At 69.6% G+C, this 18,440-nt stretch carries 16 protein-coding genes; 10 read left to right on the top strand and 6 right to left on the bottom strand.

Features of this window, described 5'->3' with window-relative positions; genetic code table 11:
• Positions 1–217: 217 nt before the first annotated feature.
• On the bottom strand, positions 218–1,546 hold the full coding sequence (locus AB4851_RS12430; protein WP_414447445.1) for a chloride channel protein: 1,329 nt from the start codon (positions 1,544–1,546) through the stop codon (positions 218–220).
• 282 nt (positions 1,547–1,828) lie between these two features.
• Here AB4851_RS12430 and AB4851_RS12425 point away from each other — a divergent pair, with 282 nt between their 5' ends.
• The 4 genes from AB4851_RS12425 to AB4851_RS12410 all read left to right on the top strand — a co-directional run bounded on the left by AB4851_RS12425 (position 1,829) and on the right by AB4851_RS12410 (position 5,883).
• On the top strand, positions 1,829–2,539 hold the full coding sequence (locus AB4851_RS12425; protein WP_414439357.1) for a GntR family transcriptional regulator: 711 nt from the start codon (positions 1,829–1,831) through the stop codon (positions 2,537–2,539).
• Positions 2,540–2,624: 85 nt separating this feature from the next.
• Positions 2,625–3,422, top strand: a complete 798-nt coding sequence (locus AB4851_RS12420; RefSeq protein WP_414447444.1) for an SDR family oxidoreductase — start codon at positions 2,625–2,627, stop codon at positions 3,420–3,422.
• Positions 3,423–3,470: 48 nt separating this feature from the next.
• On the top strand, positions 3,471–4,403 hold the full coding sequence (locus tag AB4851_RS12415) for a 3-keto-5-aminohexanoate cleavage protein (protein WP_414439359.1): 933 nt from the start codon (positions 3,471–3,473) through the stop codon (positions 4,401–4,403).
• Between the two features lie 178 nt (positions 4,404–4,581).
• Positions 4,582–5,883 (top strand): MFS transporter, encoded by a 1,302-nt coding sequence (locus tag AB4851_RS12410; protein WP_414447443.1) that lies wholly within the window; start codon positions 4,582–4,584, stop codon positions 5,881–5,883.
• A 58-nt stretch (positions 5,884–5,941) separates the two neighbouring features.
• Here the strand turns inward: AB4851_RS12410 and AB4851_RS12405 are convergent, their stop codons facing one another.
• Entirely contained in the window at positions 5,942–7,177 is a 1,236-nt protein-coding gene (locus AB4851_RS12405) for a porin (protein WP_414447442.1), read from the bottom strand.
• A 381-nt stretch (positions 7,178–7,558) separates the two neighbouring features.
• Here AB4851_RS12405 and AB4851_RS12400 point away from each other — a divergent pair, with 381 nt between their 5' ends.
• The 5 genes from AB4851_RS12400 to AB4851_RS12380 all read left to right on the top strand — a co-directional run bounded on the left by AB4851_RS12400 (position 7,559) and on the right by AB4851_RS12380 (position 12,883).
• Positions 7,559–8,488 (top strand): LysR family transcriptional regulator, encoded by a 930-nt coding sequence (locus AB4851_RS12400; RefSeq protein WP_414447441.1) that lies wholly within the window; start codon positions 7,559–7,561, stop codon positions 8,486–8,488.
• Between the two features lie 97 nt (positions 8,489–8,585).
• Positions 8,586–9,236, top strand: a complete 651-nt coding sequence (locus AB4851_RS12395) for a hypothetical protein (RefSeq protein ID WP_414447440.1) — start codon at positions 8,586–8,588, stop codon at positions 9,234–9,236.
• A gap of 58 nt (positions 9,237–9,294) precedes the next feature.
• Positions 9,295–10,617, top strand: a complete 1,323-nt coding sequence (locus AB4851_RS12390) for an MFS transporter (RefSeq protein WP_414439364.1) — start codon at positions 9,295–9,297, stop codon at positions 10,615–10,617.
• Between the two features lie 113 nt (positions 10,618–10,730).
• The gene (locus AB4851_RS12385; protein WP_414447439.1) at positions 10,731–11,438 is read left to right on the top strand and encodes a DUF2848 domain-containing protein; all 708 of its coding nucleotides are present in this window, start codon (positions 10,731–10,733) and stop codon (positions 11,436–11,438) included.
• A 77-nt stretch (positions 11,439–11,515) separates the two neighbouring features.
• Entirely contained in the window at positions 11,516–12,883 is a 1,368-nt protein-coding gene (locus AB4851_RS12380; protein WP_414447438.1) for an amidase, read from the top strand.
• Between the two features lie 94 nt (positions 12,884–12,977).
• On the opposite strand, the gene AB4851_RS12375 is transcribed toward AB4851_RS12380, so the two are convergent.
• The 3 genes from AB4851_RS12375 to codA all read right to left on the bottom strand — a co-directional run bounded on the left by AB4851_RS12375 (position 12,978) and on the right by codA (position 16,639).
• Positions 12,978–13,664, bottom strand: a complete 687-nt coding sequence (locus AB4851_RS12375) for a M24 family metallopeptidase (RefSeq protein WP_414447437.1) — start codon at positions 13,662–13,664, stop codon at positions 12,978–12,980.
• Positions 13,661–15,052, bottom strand: coding sequence for a 2Fe-2S iron-sulfur cluster-binding protein (locus AB4851_RS12370; RefSeq protein ID WP_414447436.1), 1,392 nt, complete (start codon positions 15,050–15,052; stop codon positions 13,661–13,663). The genes AB4851_RS12375 and AB4851_RS12370 overlap by 4 nt, the downstream gene beginning before the upstream one ends.
• Before the next feature lie 342 nt (positions 15,053–15,394).
• Positions 15,395–16,639, bottom strand: coding sequence for a cytosine deaminase (codA, locus tag AB4851_RS12365; protein WP_414447435.1), 1,245 nt, complete (start codon positions 16,637–16,639; stop codon positions 15,395–15,397).
• Positions 16,640–16,840: 201 nt separating this feature from the next.
• Here codA and AB4851_RS12360 point away from each other — a divergent pair, with 201 nt between their 5' ends.
• Complete coding sequence (locus AB4851_RS12360) at positions 16,841–17,140, top strand: DUF4148 domain-containing protein (RefSeq protein WP_414447434.1); 300 nt, start codon at positions 16,841–16,843, stop codon at positions 17,138–17,140.
• Between the two features lie 185 nt (positions 17,141–17,325).
• Here the strand turns inward: AB4851_RS12360 and AB4851_RS12355 are convergent, their stop codons facing one another.
• Positions 17,326–18,315: a LysR family transcriptional regulator gene (locus AB4851_RS12355; RefSeq protein WP_414447433.1), complete on the bottom strand. Its 990-nt coding sequence runs from the start codon at positions 18,313–18,315 to the stop codon at positions 17,326–17,328.
• Positions 18,316–18,440 lie beyond the last annotated feature (125 nt).

Raw genomic sequence — 18,440 nt, 5'->3', positions numbered from 1 at the left:
GTTGCCCGTGCATCGAATCGGCCGATATCAAGCAGCGCGAAACAATCGGGTCCGTTGAAACGCGCCATCCGCTTCGCAGCGGGCGGCGCGGCCTCAACAATAAACCATCCTCGGGAAAGGTAAAAGGCGCTTGGAGGAGCGAGCCACCGTCATGAAGCGGCGGGCAGCCTTCGTGCCTGTAAGGAAAACCGGCAGGGCGCGCGCCCTGCCCGCCGCATCACGCCTTGGCGCGCGATGACACCAGCCGGTACGCGGCGATCGAGCCGCCCACCGCGATCAGCACGGGGATCAGGAAATCGTGGCCGACGCGCGTGAATTCCACCATCAGCACGATGGCCGTCAGCGGCATCTGCATCGAGGCGGCCAGGAACGCGGCCGCGCCGACGATCGCGAACGCGCCGGTGGCCGCGCCCGGCCAGACCAGGCTCCACACGCCGCCCAGCACGATCGCCAGCAGCGCGCCGTTGGCGAGGCCCGGCGTCAGCAGCCCGCCTTCCGCGCCGGCGCGCAGGCTGCCCCATTCGATCGCTACCTTCAGCACCAGCAGCGTGGCGGCCGTGCCGATCGTCAGCGCGCTGTCGAAGCCGAGCGCGGCCGGCCCCTTGCCGTTGCCGAGCAGCGCCGGCAAGGCGATCGACAGGCCGCCGATGATCGCGAAATTGAGTACCGACAGCACCGGCAGCCGCCAGTCGCGCGGCGCGGCGGCACGCGCGGCCGTGGTCAGGCGCGTGAAGCCGTAGGCGGCCACGCCGAACACCGGCCCGCACACGGCGGACCACACCACCAGCGAGGCATCGATGGCGAGCGGCCCGACCGTGTATTGATGTTCGTTCCCGAGGCCGATCCAGGCCACCACGGCGGCGATCGCCGAGCTGGCCAGCGCCGGCACGGCGGCCGACCAGCCGAAGCTGCCGAGCAGCACTTCCATCACGAACACCGCGCCGCCGAGCGGCACGTTGTAGACGGCGGCCAGCCCGGCGCCCGCGCCGCAGGCCACCATCAGCCGCTGATCGCCGGCCGACAGCCCGGCGCGATGCGCGATCCAGCCGGCCCACAGCGAACCGATCTCGCGCGGCGCCACCTCGCGGCCGAGCGGCGAACCGAGCGCCACCGTCACGATCTGCAGCAGCGCATGCACGGTCGTGCTGACGATCGGCATGCGCGGGTCGGCGGCCTTCACGGCGCGCTTGATGCTGACGAGCGGCTTGCCCCAGCGATACAGCGCCCACCAGCCGAACCCGGCCACCAGGCCGCAGCCGGTCAGCACCAGCACGCGGCGCAGCGGCGAGGCCTGCGACACGCCCTGCAGGAAGCTCTCGTTGCTGATCACGTGGGCAACGCTGTAGCCATAGGCCAGATGCTGGATCGCATGCAGCAGCAACGCCAGCAGCATGCCGCCGAGGCCCGCGCCCACGCCGGTCAGCACCGTGACCAGCGCGAGGCGCACCAGCGGGCGGCTCGCGGTTCGCGGCGCCTCGGCGACGGGCGCGGCCGAAGCGGCGGACGGACGGGACGAGGCGGCGGGACGGGCAGCGGGAGAGGACATGGTTCGGTGATCGAAGAAAGGGCGAAGGCCGGCGGTTGAACCGCGACATAAACGCGGGCGCACGCGCCCGCAATGATCGACATGCTAGACACCGCCCCTTCATGAAACAAATGGATTTTTCTACTCGATTCATTTGTTCGATGCATATCTCGAAAAGCGCCTGCGTCAGAACGCCCGCCCCCGCGTTTTCCCTGAGCAGGCCAATCTTGACGCCGACACGCGAATCGACAACACTGCACATCGACACAGTGTGATCACAGATCAAACCCGGAGACTCCCGCCTTGGCCCCTCGTATCGCCCCGCCCGCCCTGCAAGCCGTCGAATCGGAAACGATGGCCGATCAGGTCTATCTGCAACTGCGCGAAGCGCTGATGAGCGGCCGGTTCGCGCCGGGCCAGGCCCTGAGCCTGCGCGGCGTGGCCGAGGCGGTGGGCTCCTCCACCATGCCGGTGCGCGCGGCGCTCACTCGCCTGCGCGCCGAACGCGCGCTGGTGGACGGCCCGAACCGCGCGATGGTGGTGCCGCCGATGACGGTCGAGATGCTCGAAGAGTTGCGCGACGTGCGGATCGCGCTCGAAGGCTGCGTGGCGGCGCGCGCCACCGCGCGCATGAGCGATGCCGAAATCGAGGAAGTGCGCGCGCTTTGCGAGGTCATGCACGGGCACGCCGAGGCCGGCGACACGCGCGAATACCTGCGCGGCAACTTCGCGTTCCACCGCGCGATCTACCGGCACGGCGCGAGCGAAAGCACGCTGGCCATCGTCGAGAACCTCTGGATGCGGATCGGCCCGTTCCTGAACATGGTGGCGCCCGACATCCCCCACATGCGCCGCTCGATGGTGGCGCACCGCGCGATCGTCGATGCGCTGGCCCGCCGCGACAGCGCCGGCGCGCGCGCCGGCATCGCGCTCGACATCGATGGCGCCGCACACGACCTCACCGCCACGCTGAACACCGCGCAGGCCACCCGACTCAAGCCCGTGCGCGCCTGACGGCGCACCGGCAACGCGGCATCGGCGGCACCCGCCGCCGCGGTCGCGACAACCCTCAGTAGAACGAAACAGGAGACCTAACGGCATGGCCATTCTCGATCTGCTCAAACCCTATTCCGGCCTGCGCGTGCTCGTCACGGGCGGCGCCGCCGGCATCGGCCTCACGATCGCCGACGCGTTCGCGGAATGCGGCGCGCGCGTGCATGTGTGCGACGCCTCCGAGGCCGCGATCGCCGCGCTGAACGACCGCCCCGGCAAGCCCGCGATCGGCGCGACGCTGGCCGACGTGGCCGACCCGGCCGCCATCGACCGCGTGTTCGCCGACGTGCGCGCCACGCTCGGCGGCCTCGACGTGCTCGTCAACAATGCCGGCATCGCCGGCCCCACCGGCGGCATCGACGAGATCGATCCGGGCGACTGGCAACGCACCATGTCGATCAACCTCGACGCGCAATACCGCTTCGCGCGCCAGGCCGTGCCGATGCTGCGCGATTCCACGCACGGCGGCTCGATCATCGCGCTGTCGTCGGTGGCGGGCCGGCTCGGCTATGCGTTCCGCACGCCCTACGCGGCCACCAAGTGGGCGATCGTCGGCCTCGTCAAGAGCCTCGCGATCGAACTGGGGCCGGTCGGCATCCGCGTCAACGCGATTCAACCCGGCATCGTGCGCGGCCCTCGCATGACCGCCGTGATCGACGCGCGCGCCAAGCAGCTCGGCCTCGGCTACGACGAGATGGAAACGCGCTACCTCGAAAAGATCTCGCTGCGCCGCATGACCGACCCCGACGAGATCGCCGCCACCGCGCTGTTCCTCTGCTCGCCCGGCGGCCACGGCATTTCGGGGCAGGCGCTGTCGGTGTGCGGCAACGTCGAAGTGCTGTAAGCGCGCGCCCCAACGATCCGATCCACGAACCTCACGAGAATTCCTGCCATGGCCAAAGCCCGCAAGGTCATCATCACCTGCGCCCCGACCGGCGCGATCCACACGCCGTCGATGTCGCCGTACCTGCCCGTCACGCCGCGCGAAATCGAGGACGCCGCGGTGGCCGCCGCCGAAGCCGGCGCCGCGATCCTGCACCTGCACGCGCGCAACCCGTCCGACGGCAAGCCCACCCAGGACCCGGCCGTGTTCGCCGAATTCCTGCCGAACATCAAGGCGCGCTGCGACGCCGTCATCAACCTGACCTCGGGCGGCAGCCCGCACATGACGATCGCCGAGCGCCTGCGCCCCGCGCATCACTTCCAGCCGGAAGTGGCCTCGCTGAACATGGGCTCGATGAATTTCGGCCTGTATCCGATGCTCGACCGCTTTCCCGACCTCAAGCACCCGTGGGAGCACGAGCACCTCGCGAACAGCCGCGACCTGGTGTTCAAGAACACCTTCGCCGACATCGAAACCATCCTGACGAGCTGCGGCGCGAACGGCACGCGTTTCGAATTCGAGTGCTACGACATCTCGCATCTGTACAACCTCGCGCACTTCGTCGATCGCGGCCTCGCCAAGGCGCCGTTCTTCGTGCAAAGCGTGTTCGGCCTGCTCGGCGGGATCGGCGCGCACCCCGAGGACCTGATGCACATGCGCCGCACGGCGGACCGCCTGTTCGGTTCGGATTACGAATGGTCGATCCTCGGCGCAGGCCGCAACCAGATCCCGCTCGCCACGATCGGCGCGGCGCAGGGCGCGAACGTGCGCGTGGGGCTGGAGGATTCGCTGTGGATCGGCCCCGGCAAGCTCGCCGAATCGAGCGCGGCGCAGGTCACGAAGATCCGCCAGGTGCTGGAAGGGCTGTCGCTGGAAATTGCAACGCCGGCCGAGGCGCGCGCCATGCTCGGCCTGAAGGGCGGCGACGCCGTGAACTTCTGACGCGCGGCGGCCCGGGCCCTGAGCGCTGGCCGCCCGGCCGCCCCGTTCGCCAGCCCGCGCTCGCCGAGCGCACCCCACCGATAAACGCGCGACCGGCACGCCCGCGCAGGCCCTTGACCGTGAACCCGCACGCCGGGCTGGCCCCGTGTGCCGGATCGTTGCAGATGGAGACCTTTCGATGTCAACGCACACCGCTTCCCTGTCCGCCGTCGAAGGCGACGCCCGCGCGTCGCTGAACCGGCTGCTGTTCCGCAAGCTGATGCCGATCCTGATCGTCGCCTACGTCATCAGCTTCCTCGACCGCACCAATATCGCCTTCGCGAAGCACGCGATGGGCGTCGACCTCGGCATTTCGTCGGCGGCCTACGGCCTCGGCGCCGGCCTGTTCTTCCTGACCTACGCCGCGCTCGAAATCCCCAGCAACCTCGTGCTGCACCGCGTGGGCGCGCGCTTCTGGATCACCCGCATCATGATCACCTGGGGCCTGCTGTCGGTCGCGATGGCGTTCGTGCAGGGCGAAACCTCGTTCTACGTGATGCGCCTGCTGCTCGGCGCGGCCGAAGCGGGCCTGTTTCCCGGCGTGATGCTCTACCTGACCTACTGGTTCGGCCGCGAGGAACGCGCACGCGCCACCGGTTATTTCCTGCTGGGCGTGTGCGTGGCGAACATCGTCGGCGGGCCGCTGGCCGGCGCGCTGATCGAACTCGACGGCGCGCTCGGCCTGCACGGCTGGCAATGGCTGTTCGCCATCGAGGGCATTCCGGCGATCCTGATGGCCTTCGTGGTGTGGCGCAAGCTGCCGGACCGGCCGAGCACCGCCACGTGGCTGCCGCCCGAAACGGGCCGCGCGCTCGAACGCTCGCTGCTCGCCGAGCAGCAGGCCGGCAGCGCCGCGCAAGGCGGCCATTCGTTCGGCCTGGCGGTGCGCGATCCGCAGATCTGGCTGGCGATCTTCGTCTACTTCTGCCACCAGTTGACGATCTACACGATGATCTTCTTCCTGCCCGGCATGATCTCCGCCTCGGGCAAATTCTCGCCGTTCGCGGTGGGCCTGCTCAGTGCAATGCCGTGGGTCGCCGCCGCGCTCGGCGCCGCGACGCTGCCGCGTCTCGCCCGCGATTCGAAGCGCTCGCGCACGCTGCTGTGCACCGGGCTGGTGGTGATGGCGCTGGGCCTGGTGTGCGCTGCCTATGCGAGCCCGGCGCTCGGCCTGCTGTGCGTGTGCGTGGCCGCCGCGATGTTCTTCGTGGTGCAGGCGATCATCTTCACGTTCCCGGCCTCGCGGCTGTCGGGCAGCGCGCTGGCCGGCGGCCTCGGGCTCGTCAACACCTGCGGCCTGCTCGGCGGCTTCGTCGGCCCCACCGTGGTGGGCGCGATCGAACAGGCCACCGGCAACGCCAAGAACGGCCTGACGCTGCTGGCCGTGGCGCTGGCGATCGCAGCCGTCGTCGCGCTGCGCCTGAAGCACGGCAACGAGTAACGCCGACGGGCGGGCCAAGGCCCGCCCATCTCCATTCGGCGCAACCGCTGCTTCTGGATCAGAAGCGGTGCGTGATGCCTGCCAGCACCGACACCTGATTCGGCGTCGACGAGGCCGTCAGCCCGTTGATGTTCGCCACCGCGGCCTGCCCCGTCGAATCGGTGCCCGACGCGTGCTGATACAAGCCCACCAGATACACCTGCGTGCGCTTCGACAGGATGTAGGTCGCGCCGATGTCGCCCTGCTGATAGGTCACGTGGTTCGCGCCATAGCCGCGCGTGTAGTCGTAGGCCGCGCCGAGCAGCCAGGCCGGCGTCAGGTAGTAGCGCAGGTTCAGCTCGGCGTTGTGGAACGCCGCCGCGCCGCGATAGCCGAGCGGATCGAGCGCCGCGTGCGCGCCCAGCTCGCCGAAACGCGTGTTGGTGTACACCGCGCCGATGATCGCCGGGCCGGCCGTATAGGTGCCGCCCACCGCCACGATCTGCTCGTTGCCCGCCGAGGCATAACCCGAATACACGCGGCTGGCCGCCATGTTGCTGCCGGTCGCGCTCGACGTGCTGTTGTTGCCGAAGTACGAGAAGTTCGGATCCTTCACATGCACGTAGGCCGCGCCGAGCACGAACGGGCCGCCCGTGTAGCCGAGCCCCAGCGACCAGATCGAATTGCGCCCGAACTGCCCCGGCGTGCCGCCGAAGCTGTACAGCCCGCTCGCGCGAAACCCGTTCACCGTCGGCGTGGTGTATTTCACCGAATTGTTCGAACGGTAATCGTTGTTGGTGTTGTCGAGGTCGCCCGGGTGGCCGCCCAGGTAGGTGGCCCATTGCGTGCCGGCGATGAACGGCCCGATGAAATCGACCGAGGCGTCGTACTGCCGCCCCACCGTCAGCGTGCCGGCGCGCTGCGACGCCAGCCCCATCCAGGCTTGCCGGCCGAACAGGTCGCCGCCCTGCTGGAAGCCGCCCGTCGTCGACGAATAGCCGTTCTCCAGGTCGAACACCGCGCGCAGGCCGTTGCCGAGATCCTCCGAGCCGCGCAGGCCCCAGCGGTTGCCGAGCACGTTGCTGCTGTTCATCTCGAACTGGCGCTTGCCGCCCGCGTTGTTGGCATAAACGATCGCCGTGTCGATCGTGCCGTACAGCGTGACGCTCGACTGCGCATGCGCGCTCGCGGCGGCGCCCATCGCCGCGCCGGCGGCGAGGCTCGACGCCAGATGCGCGGCGAACAGGCGCCGGGTGCGCGAGCGACGCGGCGGCTGCGAATGACGCGGGTGGCGTGAATGGCGCGAAGGGTTCATGCGGGCTCCTCTTGGTCCGTCGGGCGGGCCGTTGCGTGGTGTCGTATCGTCAAATTAGTCAGGACTCCGACTCTCCCGGCACGCGGCGCGAACGCCGTCGCAAGCGGTGGTGAGGCGCGGGCCGATGCCGCGTTCGGATGCCGAAGTGTTGCCCAGCCCGCTCGCTTCGCTCCAACAAGAAAATAAATTCGCGTCAAAAAGTTTTTGCTATCGAACCGGCCGCGACGCAACGCCCGCCGTGCATCGTGCCTTCTCGAAAAATGGCCGCGCTATCATCGGGACCATTCTCGCCACGCCCGACCTGCCCCAATCTGCCCCGATTTGCCCCGGCCCGCGCCGCGCGCGCAGGCTCCGCTTCCGCCCCGTTTTCCGCTCCGCATCATGAATATCCGTTTTCTCGAAACCTTCATCTGGCTCGCCCGCCTGCAGAACTTCCGCCTGACCGCCGAGAAGCTGCACACCACGCAGGCGGCCGTGTCGAGCCGCATCGCCGCGCTCGAGGAAAGCTTCGACGTGCGGCTGTTCGACCGCAATTCGCGCTCGGCCACGCTCACGCCCGCTGGCCGCAAGATGCTCGGTTATGCCGAGCGGATCGTGCGGCTCGGCGACGAGATGCGCCGCGAGGTCGAGGACACCGACGGCGACGCCGGCCTGATCCGCATCGGCGTGATCGAATCGATCGTGCACAGCTGGTTTCCGGCGCTGATGGCGCAGATTCGCGAGCGTTTTCCGAGGCTGGAGGTGGAGGTGACGAGCGACACCACGATCCATCTCGTGCAGTGGCTGCGCGCCGATGCGGTGGATCTGATTCTTCAGACCGATACGCTGGCCGACCGCGAATTCGTCAACGCGCCGCTGTGCGAATTCCCGATGCGCTGGGTCGCCAGCCCCGCACTGGGCCTGGGCGGCGAGCGCATCACGCTCGAACAGTTGGCCGAGCACCCGGTGATCAGCTTCTCGCGGCATTCGGGGCCGCATACGGCGATCGAGCGCGAATTCGCGCGCGCCGTGGAGCGGCCGGTGCGCGTGAACTGCATCAGCTCGGTGGCCGCCATCGTGCGGCTGGTGGCCGACGGCTTCGGCGTGGCCGCGCTGCCGCCCGCCATCATCGAGCGCGAGCTGCGCGACGGCTCGCTGGTGGTGCTCGACGCCGACAGCAACTTCACGCCGATGCCGCTGGTGGCCTGCCATCGCCTGCCGCATCCGCTGTCGGCGCGCATCGCCGAGCTGGCGGCGGATACGGCGCGCGCATTCATGGCCGCGCGCGGCCCCGAGCCCGACGACGCCTCGCGCCGCGCGCCGAAACGATAAGAAAACCTGTTCAAACCGTATTTTTTTTCTTGTTGGACCGACCCGGCCCGCCCTCGCCACACTGCGCCTGTCCGAAACCTTACGCAGGAACGCCTCGATGAGCGATCAGCCGACTTCCCGGCCCGGCCAGCTTTGCATCTGGACCGACACCGACCCCAGCACCGAAGACGACTTCAACGCCTGGTACGACCGCGAGCACATGCAGGAGCGCGTCGGCATCGCCGGCTTCACGCATGCACGGCGCTTCCTCGCCAACGACGGCGCGCCGCGTCGCTATCTGGCGCTGTACGAAACCACGGCGCTCGACGTGTTCCATAGCGCCGCCTATCAGCAGGCGTTCACGCGGCAGACCGAATGGTCGCTGCGCAGCTTCGCCCGGATGCGCGACAACCAGCGCCGCGTCGGTGCGCTGACGTTCGCCGCCGGCAACGGCGAAGGCGGCCGTCTCGCGCTGTTCACGGCCACGCCGGCCGTAGTCGCCTCGCCGGCCTGGCGCGACGCCGCCACCGCCGCCGCAGCCACCACCGGCGTGCATGCGGTGCGCGTGTTCACCACCGACGCCACGCTGTCCGCGCCGATCGCCACCGGCGCAGGCGCGCCCACCGCCGCGCTCGCCGATGCGCTGATCCTCGTCGAGGCGAGCTCGGCCAGCGCCGCGCGCGACGCCGCGCAGCATCTGGCCGCACTCGCCGATCTCGAACCGTCGCAGGTGCGCGGCTTCGACCTGCTCTGGCGGCTCGCGGCCTGAGCCGCCTGCCCACACCACATCACCGCCGCATCACCGCCGCATCACCGCCGCTACCCTGATGGAGAACAACATGAACAGCCTCGCCAGCCGGTCCCCGATGGCCGGACAGCCGAAAGCCGGACGCGGCCGCCTCGCCAGCGCGAGCATGATCGGCACCTCGCTCGAGTGGTACGACTTCACCGTCTACAACACGCTCGCCGCGCTCGTCTTCAACCACCTGTTCTTCCCGTCGGTCGATCCGCTCGCCGGCACGCTGCTGGCATTCTCGACCTACGCGGTCGGCTACGTGTCGCGCCCGCTCGGCGGCCTGATCTTCGGCAACCTCGGCGACAAGCTCGGCCGCCGCGCCGTGCTGATGCTGACGCTGGTGCTGATGGGCCTGACCACCGCGCTGATGGGCGTGCTGCCCACCTATGCCACGGCCGGCATCCTGAGCCCGATCCTGCTGGTCGCGCTGCGCTTCGTGCAGGGCATCGCGCTCGGCGGCGAATGGGCCGGCGCGGTGCTGCTGGCGGTCGAGCACGGCAACCAGAAGAAGCGCGGCCTGAACGCCTCGTGGGCGCAGGTGGGGCCGTCGTTCGGCACGCTGCTCGGCACCGGCTGCATCGCGCTGCTGACCGCGGCCGTGTCGTCCGATGCGTTCCTCGACTGGGGCTGGCGCGTGCCGTTCCTCGCCAGCATGCTGCTGGTGATCTTCGGCATGTGGGTGCGCCGCAGCGTCGGCGAGACGCCCGCGTTCGAGAAACTCAGCGAATCGCACGCCACCGCCAAGGTGCCGGTGGCCGAGGTGTTCACGTTCCACTGGCGCCGCCTGCTGCTGGCCGGCGGCTCGCGGATCGGCTCGGATGTGCTCTATGCGCTGATCGTGGTGTTCACGCTGACCTATGTCACGACGGTGCTGAACCTGTCGCGCTCGCTGGCGCTGACCGCCGTGCTGTGCGGCACCGCCTGCAACGCGCTGACCGTGCCGCTGTTCGGCGCGCTGTCGGACCGCTTCGGCCGCCGGCCGGTATATCTCGGCGGCGTGCTGGCGGCGATCATCTGGGCCTTCGCGTTCTTCTCGCTGGTCAACACCTCGCAGCCGGGCCTGATCGTGCTGGCGGTGGTGGTCGGCCTGGTGATTCACGCGGCGATGTACGGCCCGCAGGCGGCGTTCGTCACCGAGCAGTTCCCGACCCGCGTGCGCTACGCCGGCTCGTCGCTGGCCTACACGCTGGCCGGCATTCTGGGCGGCGGCTTCGCACCGCTGATCATCGTCGCGCTGTTCCGCCAGTGGCATACGACAACCGCCGTGTCGCTGTACGTGACGGGCGCGCTGGTCATCACGTCGATCGCGCTGCTGGCCGCCCGCGAAACCGCGCATCGTCCGCTCGAGGACTGACCCTCAAGCCCTTCGCGGCCCGTGCCGCACTCCCCGCCGGCGGCACCCCGGCGCGCGCCTTCCAGCAAGGCCGCGCGAGGCGGCGCCGGCTCCCGCACTTCCCGATTCCGATCATGACTCTGCTTTCCTTTACCGTTTCCTCGCTCGACAGCGAGCCGCGCACGCTCGACGTCGCCCTCGACGCGCTCGTGATCGCCGGCTGGGCCGGCCGCGACGCCGCCGCGATCCAGCATCACATCGACGAACTCGCCGCGCTCGGCGTGGCGCCGCCCACCAGCACGCCGTGCTTCTATCGCGTTGCCGCCGACCAGTTGACGCAGGCGCACGACATCGAGGTGCTCGGCGGCGACACCAGCGGCGAGATCGAATGCGTGCTGTTCGACAGCCCGCTCGGCACGCTCGTGACGATCGGCTCCGACCACACCGACCGCAAGACCGAGGCGTACAGCGTCGCCGTGTCGAAGCAGGTGTGCGCGAAGCCGGTGGCGCGTGAAGCGTGGCGTTACGCCGACGTGGCCGCGCATTGGGACCAACTGGTGCTGCGCTCGCGCTTCGTGGCCGCCAACGGCACGACGCGCCTGTATCAGGAAGGCGCGGTAGACGGCCTGCTGCCGCCCGCCGCGCTCTGGCAGCGCTATGCCGAACGCGATGCGGCGGCACTGCCGGCCGGCTGCGCGATGTACAGCGGCACGCTGGCCGTGCGCGGCGAGATGGCGGCGATGACCAGCGGCGACGCGTTCGAACTCGAACTGCACGATCCGGTGCTGGGCCGCAGCCTGCACCATCACTATCGCGTCGAAGCGTTGCCGATCGTCGCCTGACGCATCCGCCCCCGGGCGCGCCCGCCGCGCGCCCGTTTCCCTATTTCGCACACGATCAATTTGCCGGAGACGCCCCGATGACCTTCGCTCCCGCCACCCCGCTGCTGCAACTGGCCGCCCGACTCGATGCCGGCGCCACCACCAGCCGCGCCCTCGTCGATACCGCGCTCGACCGGATCGCCGCCGACGGCGGCCACGGCGCGCACGCGTTCTGCCATGTCGATGCCGACGACGCCCGCCGCCAGGCCGACGCGCAGGATGCGCTGCGCCGCGCCGGGATTCGCCTGTCGCCGCTGGCCGGGCTGCCCGTCTCGGTCAAGGACTTGTACGACGTGGCCGGCCAGCGCACGCGCGCCGGCTCGCGCGTGCTGGACGACGCGCCGCCGGCCGCGCAGGACGCGCCGACCATCGCGCTGATGCGCCGCGCCGGCGCGGTGCTGATCGGGCGCACCAACATGAGCGAATTCGCGTTCTCGGGGCTGGGCGTCAACCCGTGGTACGGCACGCCGCGCTCGCCGTGGCAGCCGGACGAGCCGCGCGTGGCGGGCGGCTCGTCGTCGGGCGCGGCGGCCTCGGTCGCGCAGGGCATGGCGGCCGCCGGGCTCGGCAGCGACACCGGCGGTTCGCTGCGGATTCCGGCCGCGTTCTGCGGGCTGACCGGCTTCAAGCCCACCGCGCGGCGCATCACGACGCGCGGCATGTTCCCGCTGTCGACCACGCTCGATTCGGCCGGCGCGATCGCGCCGAGCGTGGCCTGCTGCGCGCTGGTGGACCGGCTGCTGGCCGGCGAATCGATCCAGGCCGGCGGCTTCGCGCTCGACGCCGCGCCGCTCGACGGCCTGCGCCTCGCGGTGTTGAGCCACTACGTGACGGATCAGATGGACGACACGGTGGCGCGCGCCTGGGACGACGCGCTGGCCCGCCTGTCGCGCGCCGGCGCGAAGCTCGTGCCGCTGCGGCTGCCGGTGCTCGACGCGCTGCCGTCGATCAACCGCTTCGGCTTCTCGCCGATCGAGGCGTACGCCACGCATCGCACGACGCTGGCCACGCGCGCGGGCGATTACGACCCGCGCGTGCTGGCGCGGCTGCGGGTGGGCGAACCGGCCGGCGCGGCCGACTACCTCGACCTGCTGGCCGCGCGCGCCGATGCCATCGCGCAGGCGCGCGCGGCGCTCGACGGCTTCGACGCATTCCTGATGCCGACCGTGCCGGTGGTGCCGCCGCCGATCGCGCCGCTCGAATCGGACGCCGCGCGCTTCGCGGCGGCGAATGCGCTGGCGCTGCGCAACCCGTCGGTGATCAACTTTCTCGACGGCTGCGCGGTGTCACTGCCGTGCACGCCGGCCGGCGCGGCGCCGGTGGGCTTGAGCGTGGCCGGCCTGGCGCTGGACGATGCGCGCGTGCTGCGCGTGGCGGCGGGTATCGAGCGGGTGTTCGGCGGCTGATGTACGGCTTGGGCTTGGGCTTGGGCTTGGGCTTCGAGGCTTCGGCTTCGGCTTCGCGCTTAGAAACTCGGGCCTCGGCCCAGGCCCTCCACCCTCAACGCCCCTCGATCTCCCGCTCCATCATCAGGTCTTCGTAGAACGCCCCGAAGCCCCGCGTCTTGTGACGGATGTGCATCTCCAGAATCCAGACGTGGGCGCTCGGCACCACGTCGGCCGTCGACAGCGTGCCGGCGAACTTCGGTTCGTGCGGAAAATCGGCGATCCGGTGCCCCGACATCCGCTTCAAGTTCAGTTCCCAGCCCATCGCTTGCGCCTCGCGCGTGGCGAACTCGTACAGCGCGCGCCCCGTGATGCGCTCGGCGCGCCAGAGGTCGTGCACCGTCTGCCAGAGCCGGAACACGTCGGCGCGCGCCCGATGCATCTCGGGGTCCGCGCCCACCACGAAGGTTTCGCCCGCGTCGCCCTCCCAGCGGTCCCACACCGGGCCGATATCGATGAAGAAGATGTCGTCAGCCGCCAGCACCACGCCGGGCGCGGACGGATTGCCATATTCGCGCACGGTGTTCGCGCCGAAACGCACGATGATCTTGTGCCAGCCGCGCAGCAGGCCGTGCTCGCGCAGCACCGTGCGCGCGACGCGCGTGGCGTCCTCCTCGCGCATGCCCGGCGCGATGCGCGCCGCGATCGCGTGCACGGCCGCGCGGCTGCGGCGGCGCACGTCGAGCATGCCCGCGATGTCGAAATTCGGGCCGACGTCCTCGTAATCCTCGCGCTGCATCATCGCGCCTCCTGTTGCGCACACGCTGTATCGCCCTGCGGGGGCGCGCCGGGCAGCACCACGTCGGCATGATCGAACGCGCGGTCGAGCCGGAGTTGACACGCCAGCCGCGTGCCGGGGGCCGCGTCGAGAAAGTCGAGCAGATCGGCCTCTTCCTCGCCCGGGGGCGTGATAGTGCTCTCGCTTGCGTGGCCGTCCTGGCGCGCGGTCACCGTCACGGCGCACGTCGCGCACACGGCGTTGCCGCCGCACACGTGCTGGAGCGCGATCCCGCCGCGCATCAGCGCGCCGAGCAGCCGTTGCCCCTCGGCGGCCATCAGGTAGCCTCCGCCGCCATCGGGCCAATGCAGGTTCAGGCGGACCAAGGCGTCTCGCGCGGCATGCCGCGCGACGGGCGGCGAGAACGGATCGGCGAAGAAACGCTCGGCCCGCAAGCCGCGCGCGCCGACGAGTCCCGCCTTCGCGGCCTCGACCATCGCGGGTGCGCCGCAGGCGTATACGTCGACGTTGGCGAGCGACGCGAAATCGTCCATCACGGCGGCGACCATCGAGCCGTGCCGAACGCCGTCGGCGGCAGCGTCGTCGCCCGACAGCACCGGTACGTAGCGAAAGTGCGGATTGCCGGCCGCCCACGCGCGGCAGCGCGCGTCGGCATACAAGTCAGCCGCCGTGCGCCCGCCCCAGTAGAGATGCACAGGGCGCTCGCCCTCCCACAGCCGCTCGGCCTCGATCATCGCCGCGAGCGGCGCGAAACCGGTGCCGCCGGCCATCAGCACCACCGGGCACGCGGCCGGCGAGTGCCAACCGAATTCGCCGAGCGGCCCTTCGATGCCGACGATCGCGCCCACCGCGCGCTGCCCGCCGCCCGCGAACAGCCACTCGGTAAACTCGCCGCCCGCGACCTTGCGCACATGCAGTTCGAGCGTGCGCCCGCCATCGCACGCGCGCGCCAGCGAAAACGGCTTGCAGCCGTTCGCCGACCAGCGAATCGACACGCACTGCCCGGCCTCGTACATGAACGGCGCGGCGTCGAAAAGATCGAGCCGCACCACCGCGATATCGGCGGCCACCAGCTCGACAGCCTCGATGCGCGCGGCGCGCACCGCGCTCGACGCATCGCCCGCTTGCGGCATGCGAATCGCGAGATCGGAGCGCGGGTAGGTCTGGCACATCAGCACCGGCTCGGGCGCGCCACCGGCCGCCACCTCGCGCAGCGGGCCGTCGCGGCCGGCCGCGTAGCAACCGGCCAGCACCTCGCCGCGACACTGGCCGCAAAAGCCGTCGCGGCACGAGAAGCGGATCGGCGCATCGGCGTTGATGGCCGAAGTCAGCACGTCCTCGTGCGGCCCGGTCGGAAATTGCAACTGCGTGGGGGAGTCCGTGATCTTCACGACTGTTTTTCAATCCCTCGATATCGGCGATGGCGGCATCTTGCCGTGCCGAAACCCGGGCAGCAATGATTCCGAGCCACCGCGATGTGCAATTTGTTGCGCTTATGCGGTCTGGAACGCGTATTGGCTCATGCGGCAAAATCCGCCGACTCGGCTGCGCACGTTCACCAACACGCTGACAGCCGTCGCCGCGCGGCAGGCGCTGACGCTGCCCGCCAGCACGGAGAGCGATCAACCCAACTGCGCATAGGCGATCCATTCCGGCTCACGGCGCAAGCTCACGCGTCCTTCGCGGCGAGCGCTGGCGCGGCGCTAAACCTCGGCCGCCTGCGCAGCCAACGATCAACCCGCCTGCGGATACGTGATCCGCTCCGGCTCGCGGCGCAGGATCACGCGCCCCGCGCGCACCGACACGAGCGGCTTGACCTGGCGGCGCACCGCGTCGTAATCGCTCACTGCATCGAGCACCAGCAGGTTCGCGGGCCGCCCGGCCTCCAGCCCGTAGCGCTCGCCGAGCGACAGCGCCTTCGCGCTGTGATCGGTGACGAAATCGAGGCAGCGCTGCAGTTCGTCGTAACCCATCATGTGGCAGATATGCAGGCCGGCATCGAGCACCCGCAGGATGTTGCCGTTGCCGAGCGGATACCACGGGTCCTGGATCGAATCCTGACCGAAGCACACGTTGATGCCGGCGCGATCGAGCTCGCCCACGCGCGTCACGCCGCGCCGCTTCGGGAACGTGTCGAAGCGCCCCTGCAGGTGAATGCTTTCGGTCGGACAGGAAATGAAGTGGATGCCCGAGCGCTTGAGCAGACGGAACAGCTTCGAGCAATAGGCGTTGTCGTAGGAACCCATCGCCGTGGTGTGGCTGGCCGTCACGCGCGCGCCCATCCCGCGCACGCGCGCCGCCTCGGCCAGCACTTCGAGAAAGCGCGAATGCGGATCGTCGGTTTCGTCGCAATGCACGTCGACGAGGCAGCCGCTGCGCTCGGCCAGATCCATCAGGAAGTGAATCGAACTGACGCCCTGCTCGCGCGTGTTCTCGAAGTGCGGAATGCCGCCGACCACGTCCGCGCCCATCTCGATCGCGCGCGTCATCAACGCGCGGCCGTCGTCGAACGATTCGATCCCTTCCTGCGGAAACGCGACGATCTGCAAGTCGATCAGCCCGCGCGCCTCCTCCTTCACCTCGAGCATCGCCGCGAGCGCGGCCAGCGTCGGATCGGTCACGTCGACGTGGGTGCGCACGTGCTGGATGCCGTGATCGCGCAGCATCGCGATCGCCGTGTGGGCGCGCGTCTTGGTGTCCTCGTGGGTGATGGTGGCCTTGCGCTGGCTCCAGCGCTCGATGCCCTCGAACAGCGTGCCGCTGCGATTCCATTCGGGGTCGCCCGCCGTCAGCACCGCATCGAGATGGATGTGCGGCTCGACGAACGGCGCGATCGCGAGCCGGCCGCCCGCGTCGATGTCGTCGCCCGATGCCGTGACCGAGCCCTCCTGCGGCACGATTCGCGCGATCGTCGCGCCTTCGAGTTCGAGGGTGTGGAGGCCGCTGCGGCGGCGCAGCGTCGCGTTGACGATCTTCATGGACGTTCCTGTGGTGGGGCGGGCGGCGTTCATTCTAATCAATCGACTCCGCGCCAAAAAAACGCCGCCACTGTTGCGCGATCCGGAAGGCTGCCCTCCGCGCCGCCCGGTGTTTCCGGGGGTGGCCGCTCCCTACACTGCAGTCATTGGTTCGGCGCTTGCAACAACGACGCCGGCCACCCACCCGCAAGGAGTCACACCATGAAAAAGATCGTCGTCTCGACCGCTGTCGCCATGCTGATTGCATCGCCCGCCCTGGCCTTCGCGCAAACCGCGCATCACGGCCTGACCCGCGCTCAGGTGATCCAGGAACTGGTCGATCTGGAATCGGTCGGCTACTCGCCGTCCAGCGGCAACGATTCGGCCTACCCCGCCGACGTGCAGGCCGCGCAGGACCGCCTCGCCACCAAGCGTCTGGCCGCGAGCCAGGCCGCCAAACAGTCGTATGGCCCGAACGGTGCGGCCGTGTCGGAAGCCGGCAAAGCGGTTCGGGCCGACTAAGGCAGTCGGCGCGTCCGAGCCTAGGCGCTCAGGCCATTGCCGGTCAGCAGGCAGGCAGTAATAGCAAACGGCGCGGCCACAGCCCGCGCCGTTTTCATTGGGAATCCGAATCGACAGGAGCGGACGCCATGCTTCGATACGCTCGCGCCCATACCCCACACCGCCGCGTTGCCGGCGGTACCCGATCAGCCCGCCGCACCAGCCTTGACGCGACGCGACGAGGCCACGGCCGCCTGCATGCGCGCATCGAGCGCGGCCAGCAGCGCCTCGTCGCGCGCAAGGCGATCGGGCATGTCGGCGCGCAGGAATTCCACCCACGTGCGCACCTTCGCATCGACGAAGCGTCGCGACGGATACAGCGCGTAGATGTTCATGCGCTGCAGCGTGTGGCCGGGCAGCACACGCATCAGCGAACCGTCGCGCAGCAGGCCGATCGCCGCGTACAGCGGCAGCATGCCGATGCCCACGCCCTCGCGGATCGCGATCGCCAGCGATTCGGCCGTGTTGGTCTGCAACGGCCCGCTCACGCGAATCTGCTCGACCTGGCCGGTGCGGCTTTCGAGCAGCCAGTCGTGAGTGGGAAACGCGGGCGTCTGCAAGGTCAGGCAATCGTGGGCGGCAAGCGCCGCCGGATCGGCCGGCGCGCCGCGCGAGCGCAGATAGGACGGCGACGCACACAGGATGCTGAAGGTTTCGCCAAGCTGATGCGAGACGAGTTCGGAATCGGGCAGCGACGAGGCCGTGACCACCGCCATGTCGTTGCTGCCATCGAACAGGTCGGGCATGCGCTGCGACAGCGACAGCTCGACCGAGACATCCGCATGCTGCTCGCGATACGCGTTCAGCGCGGGCAGCACGTAATGCTGGCCGATGCTCGCGTAGCTGTGCAGCCGCAGCACACCGGACGGCCGCTCGTAGGCGCCGCTGGCTTCTTCCTCGGCGGTATCGACGTCGGCCAGGATCTGCCGGCAGCGCAGCAGATAGTTCTCGCCGGCCGGCGTCAGCGACAGGCGGCGCGTCGAGCGGTTCATCAAGCGCGTGCGCAGCCGCGCCTCGAGTTCGGAAACGGCGCGCGACATCGCGCCGGTGGTCGAGTTCAGCGACATCGCGGCCGCCGTGAAACTGCCTGCCTCCACCACGCGGGCGAACACCCGCATGTTTTGCAACGTGTCCATTGTTATTCAGTACGGCAGAAGAAGCCGACATTGTCCGCCCGTCGTCCTGCCCGATTGTTGCCAGCCCTGCAACTCTGGTTTCCCCTAGGATCGATTAATGGCGGAATATCGTCCTCCTACAATCT

Source organism: Burkholderia sp. 22PA0099 (assembly GCF_047497165.1).
GTDB lineage: Bacteria > Pseudomonadota > Gammaproteobacteria > Burkholderiales > Burkholderiaceae > Burkholderia.
Note: the sequence above shows the minus strand (reverse complement) of the source record. Positions and strands in the feature narration are given on the sequence as shown.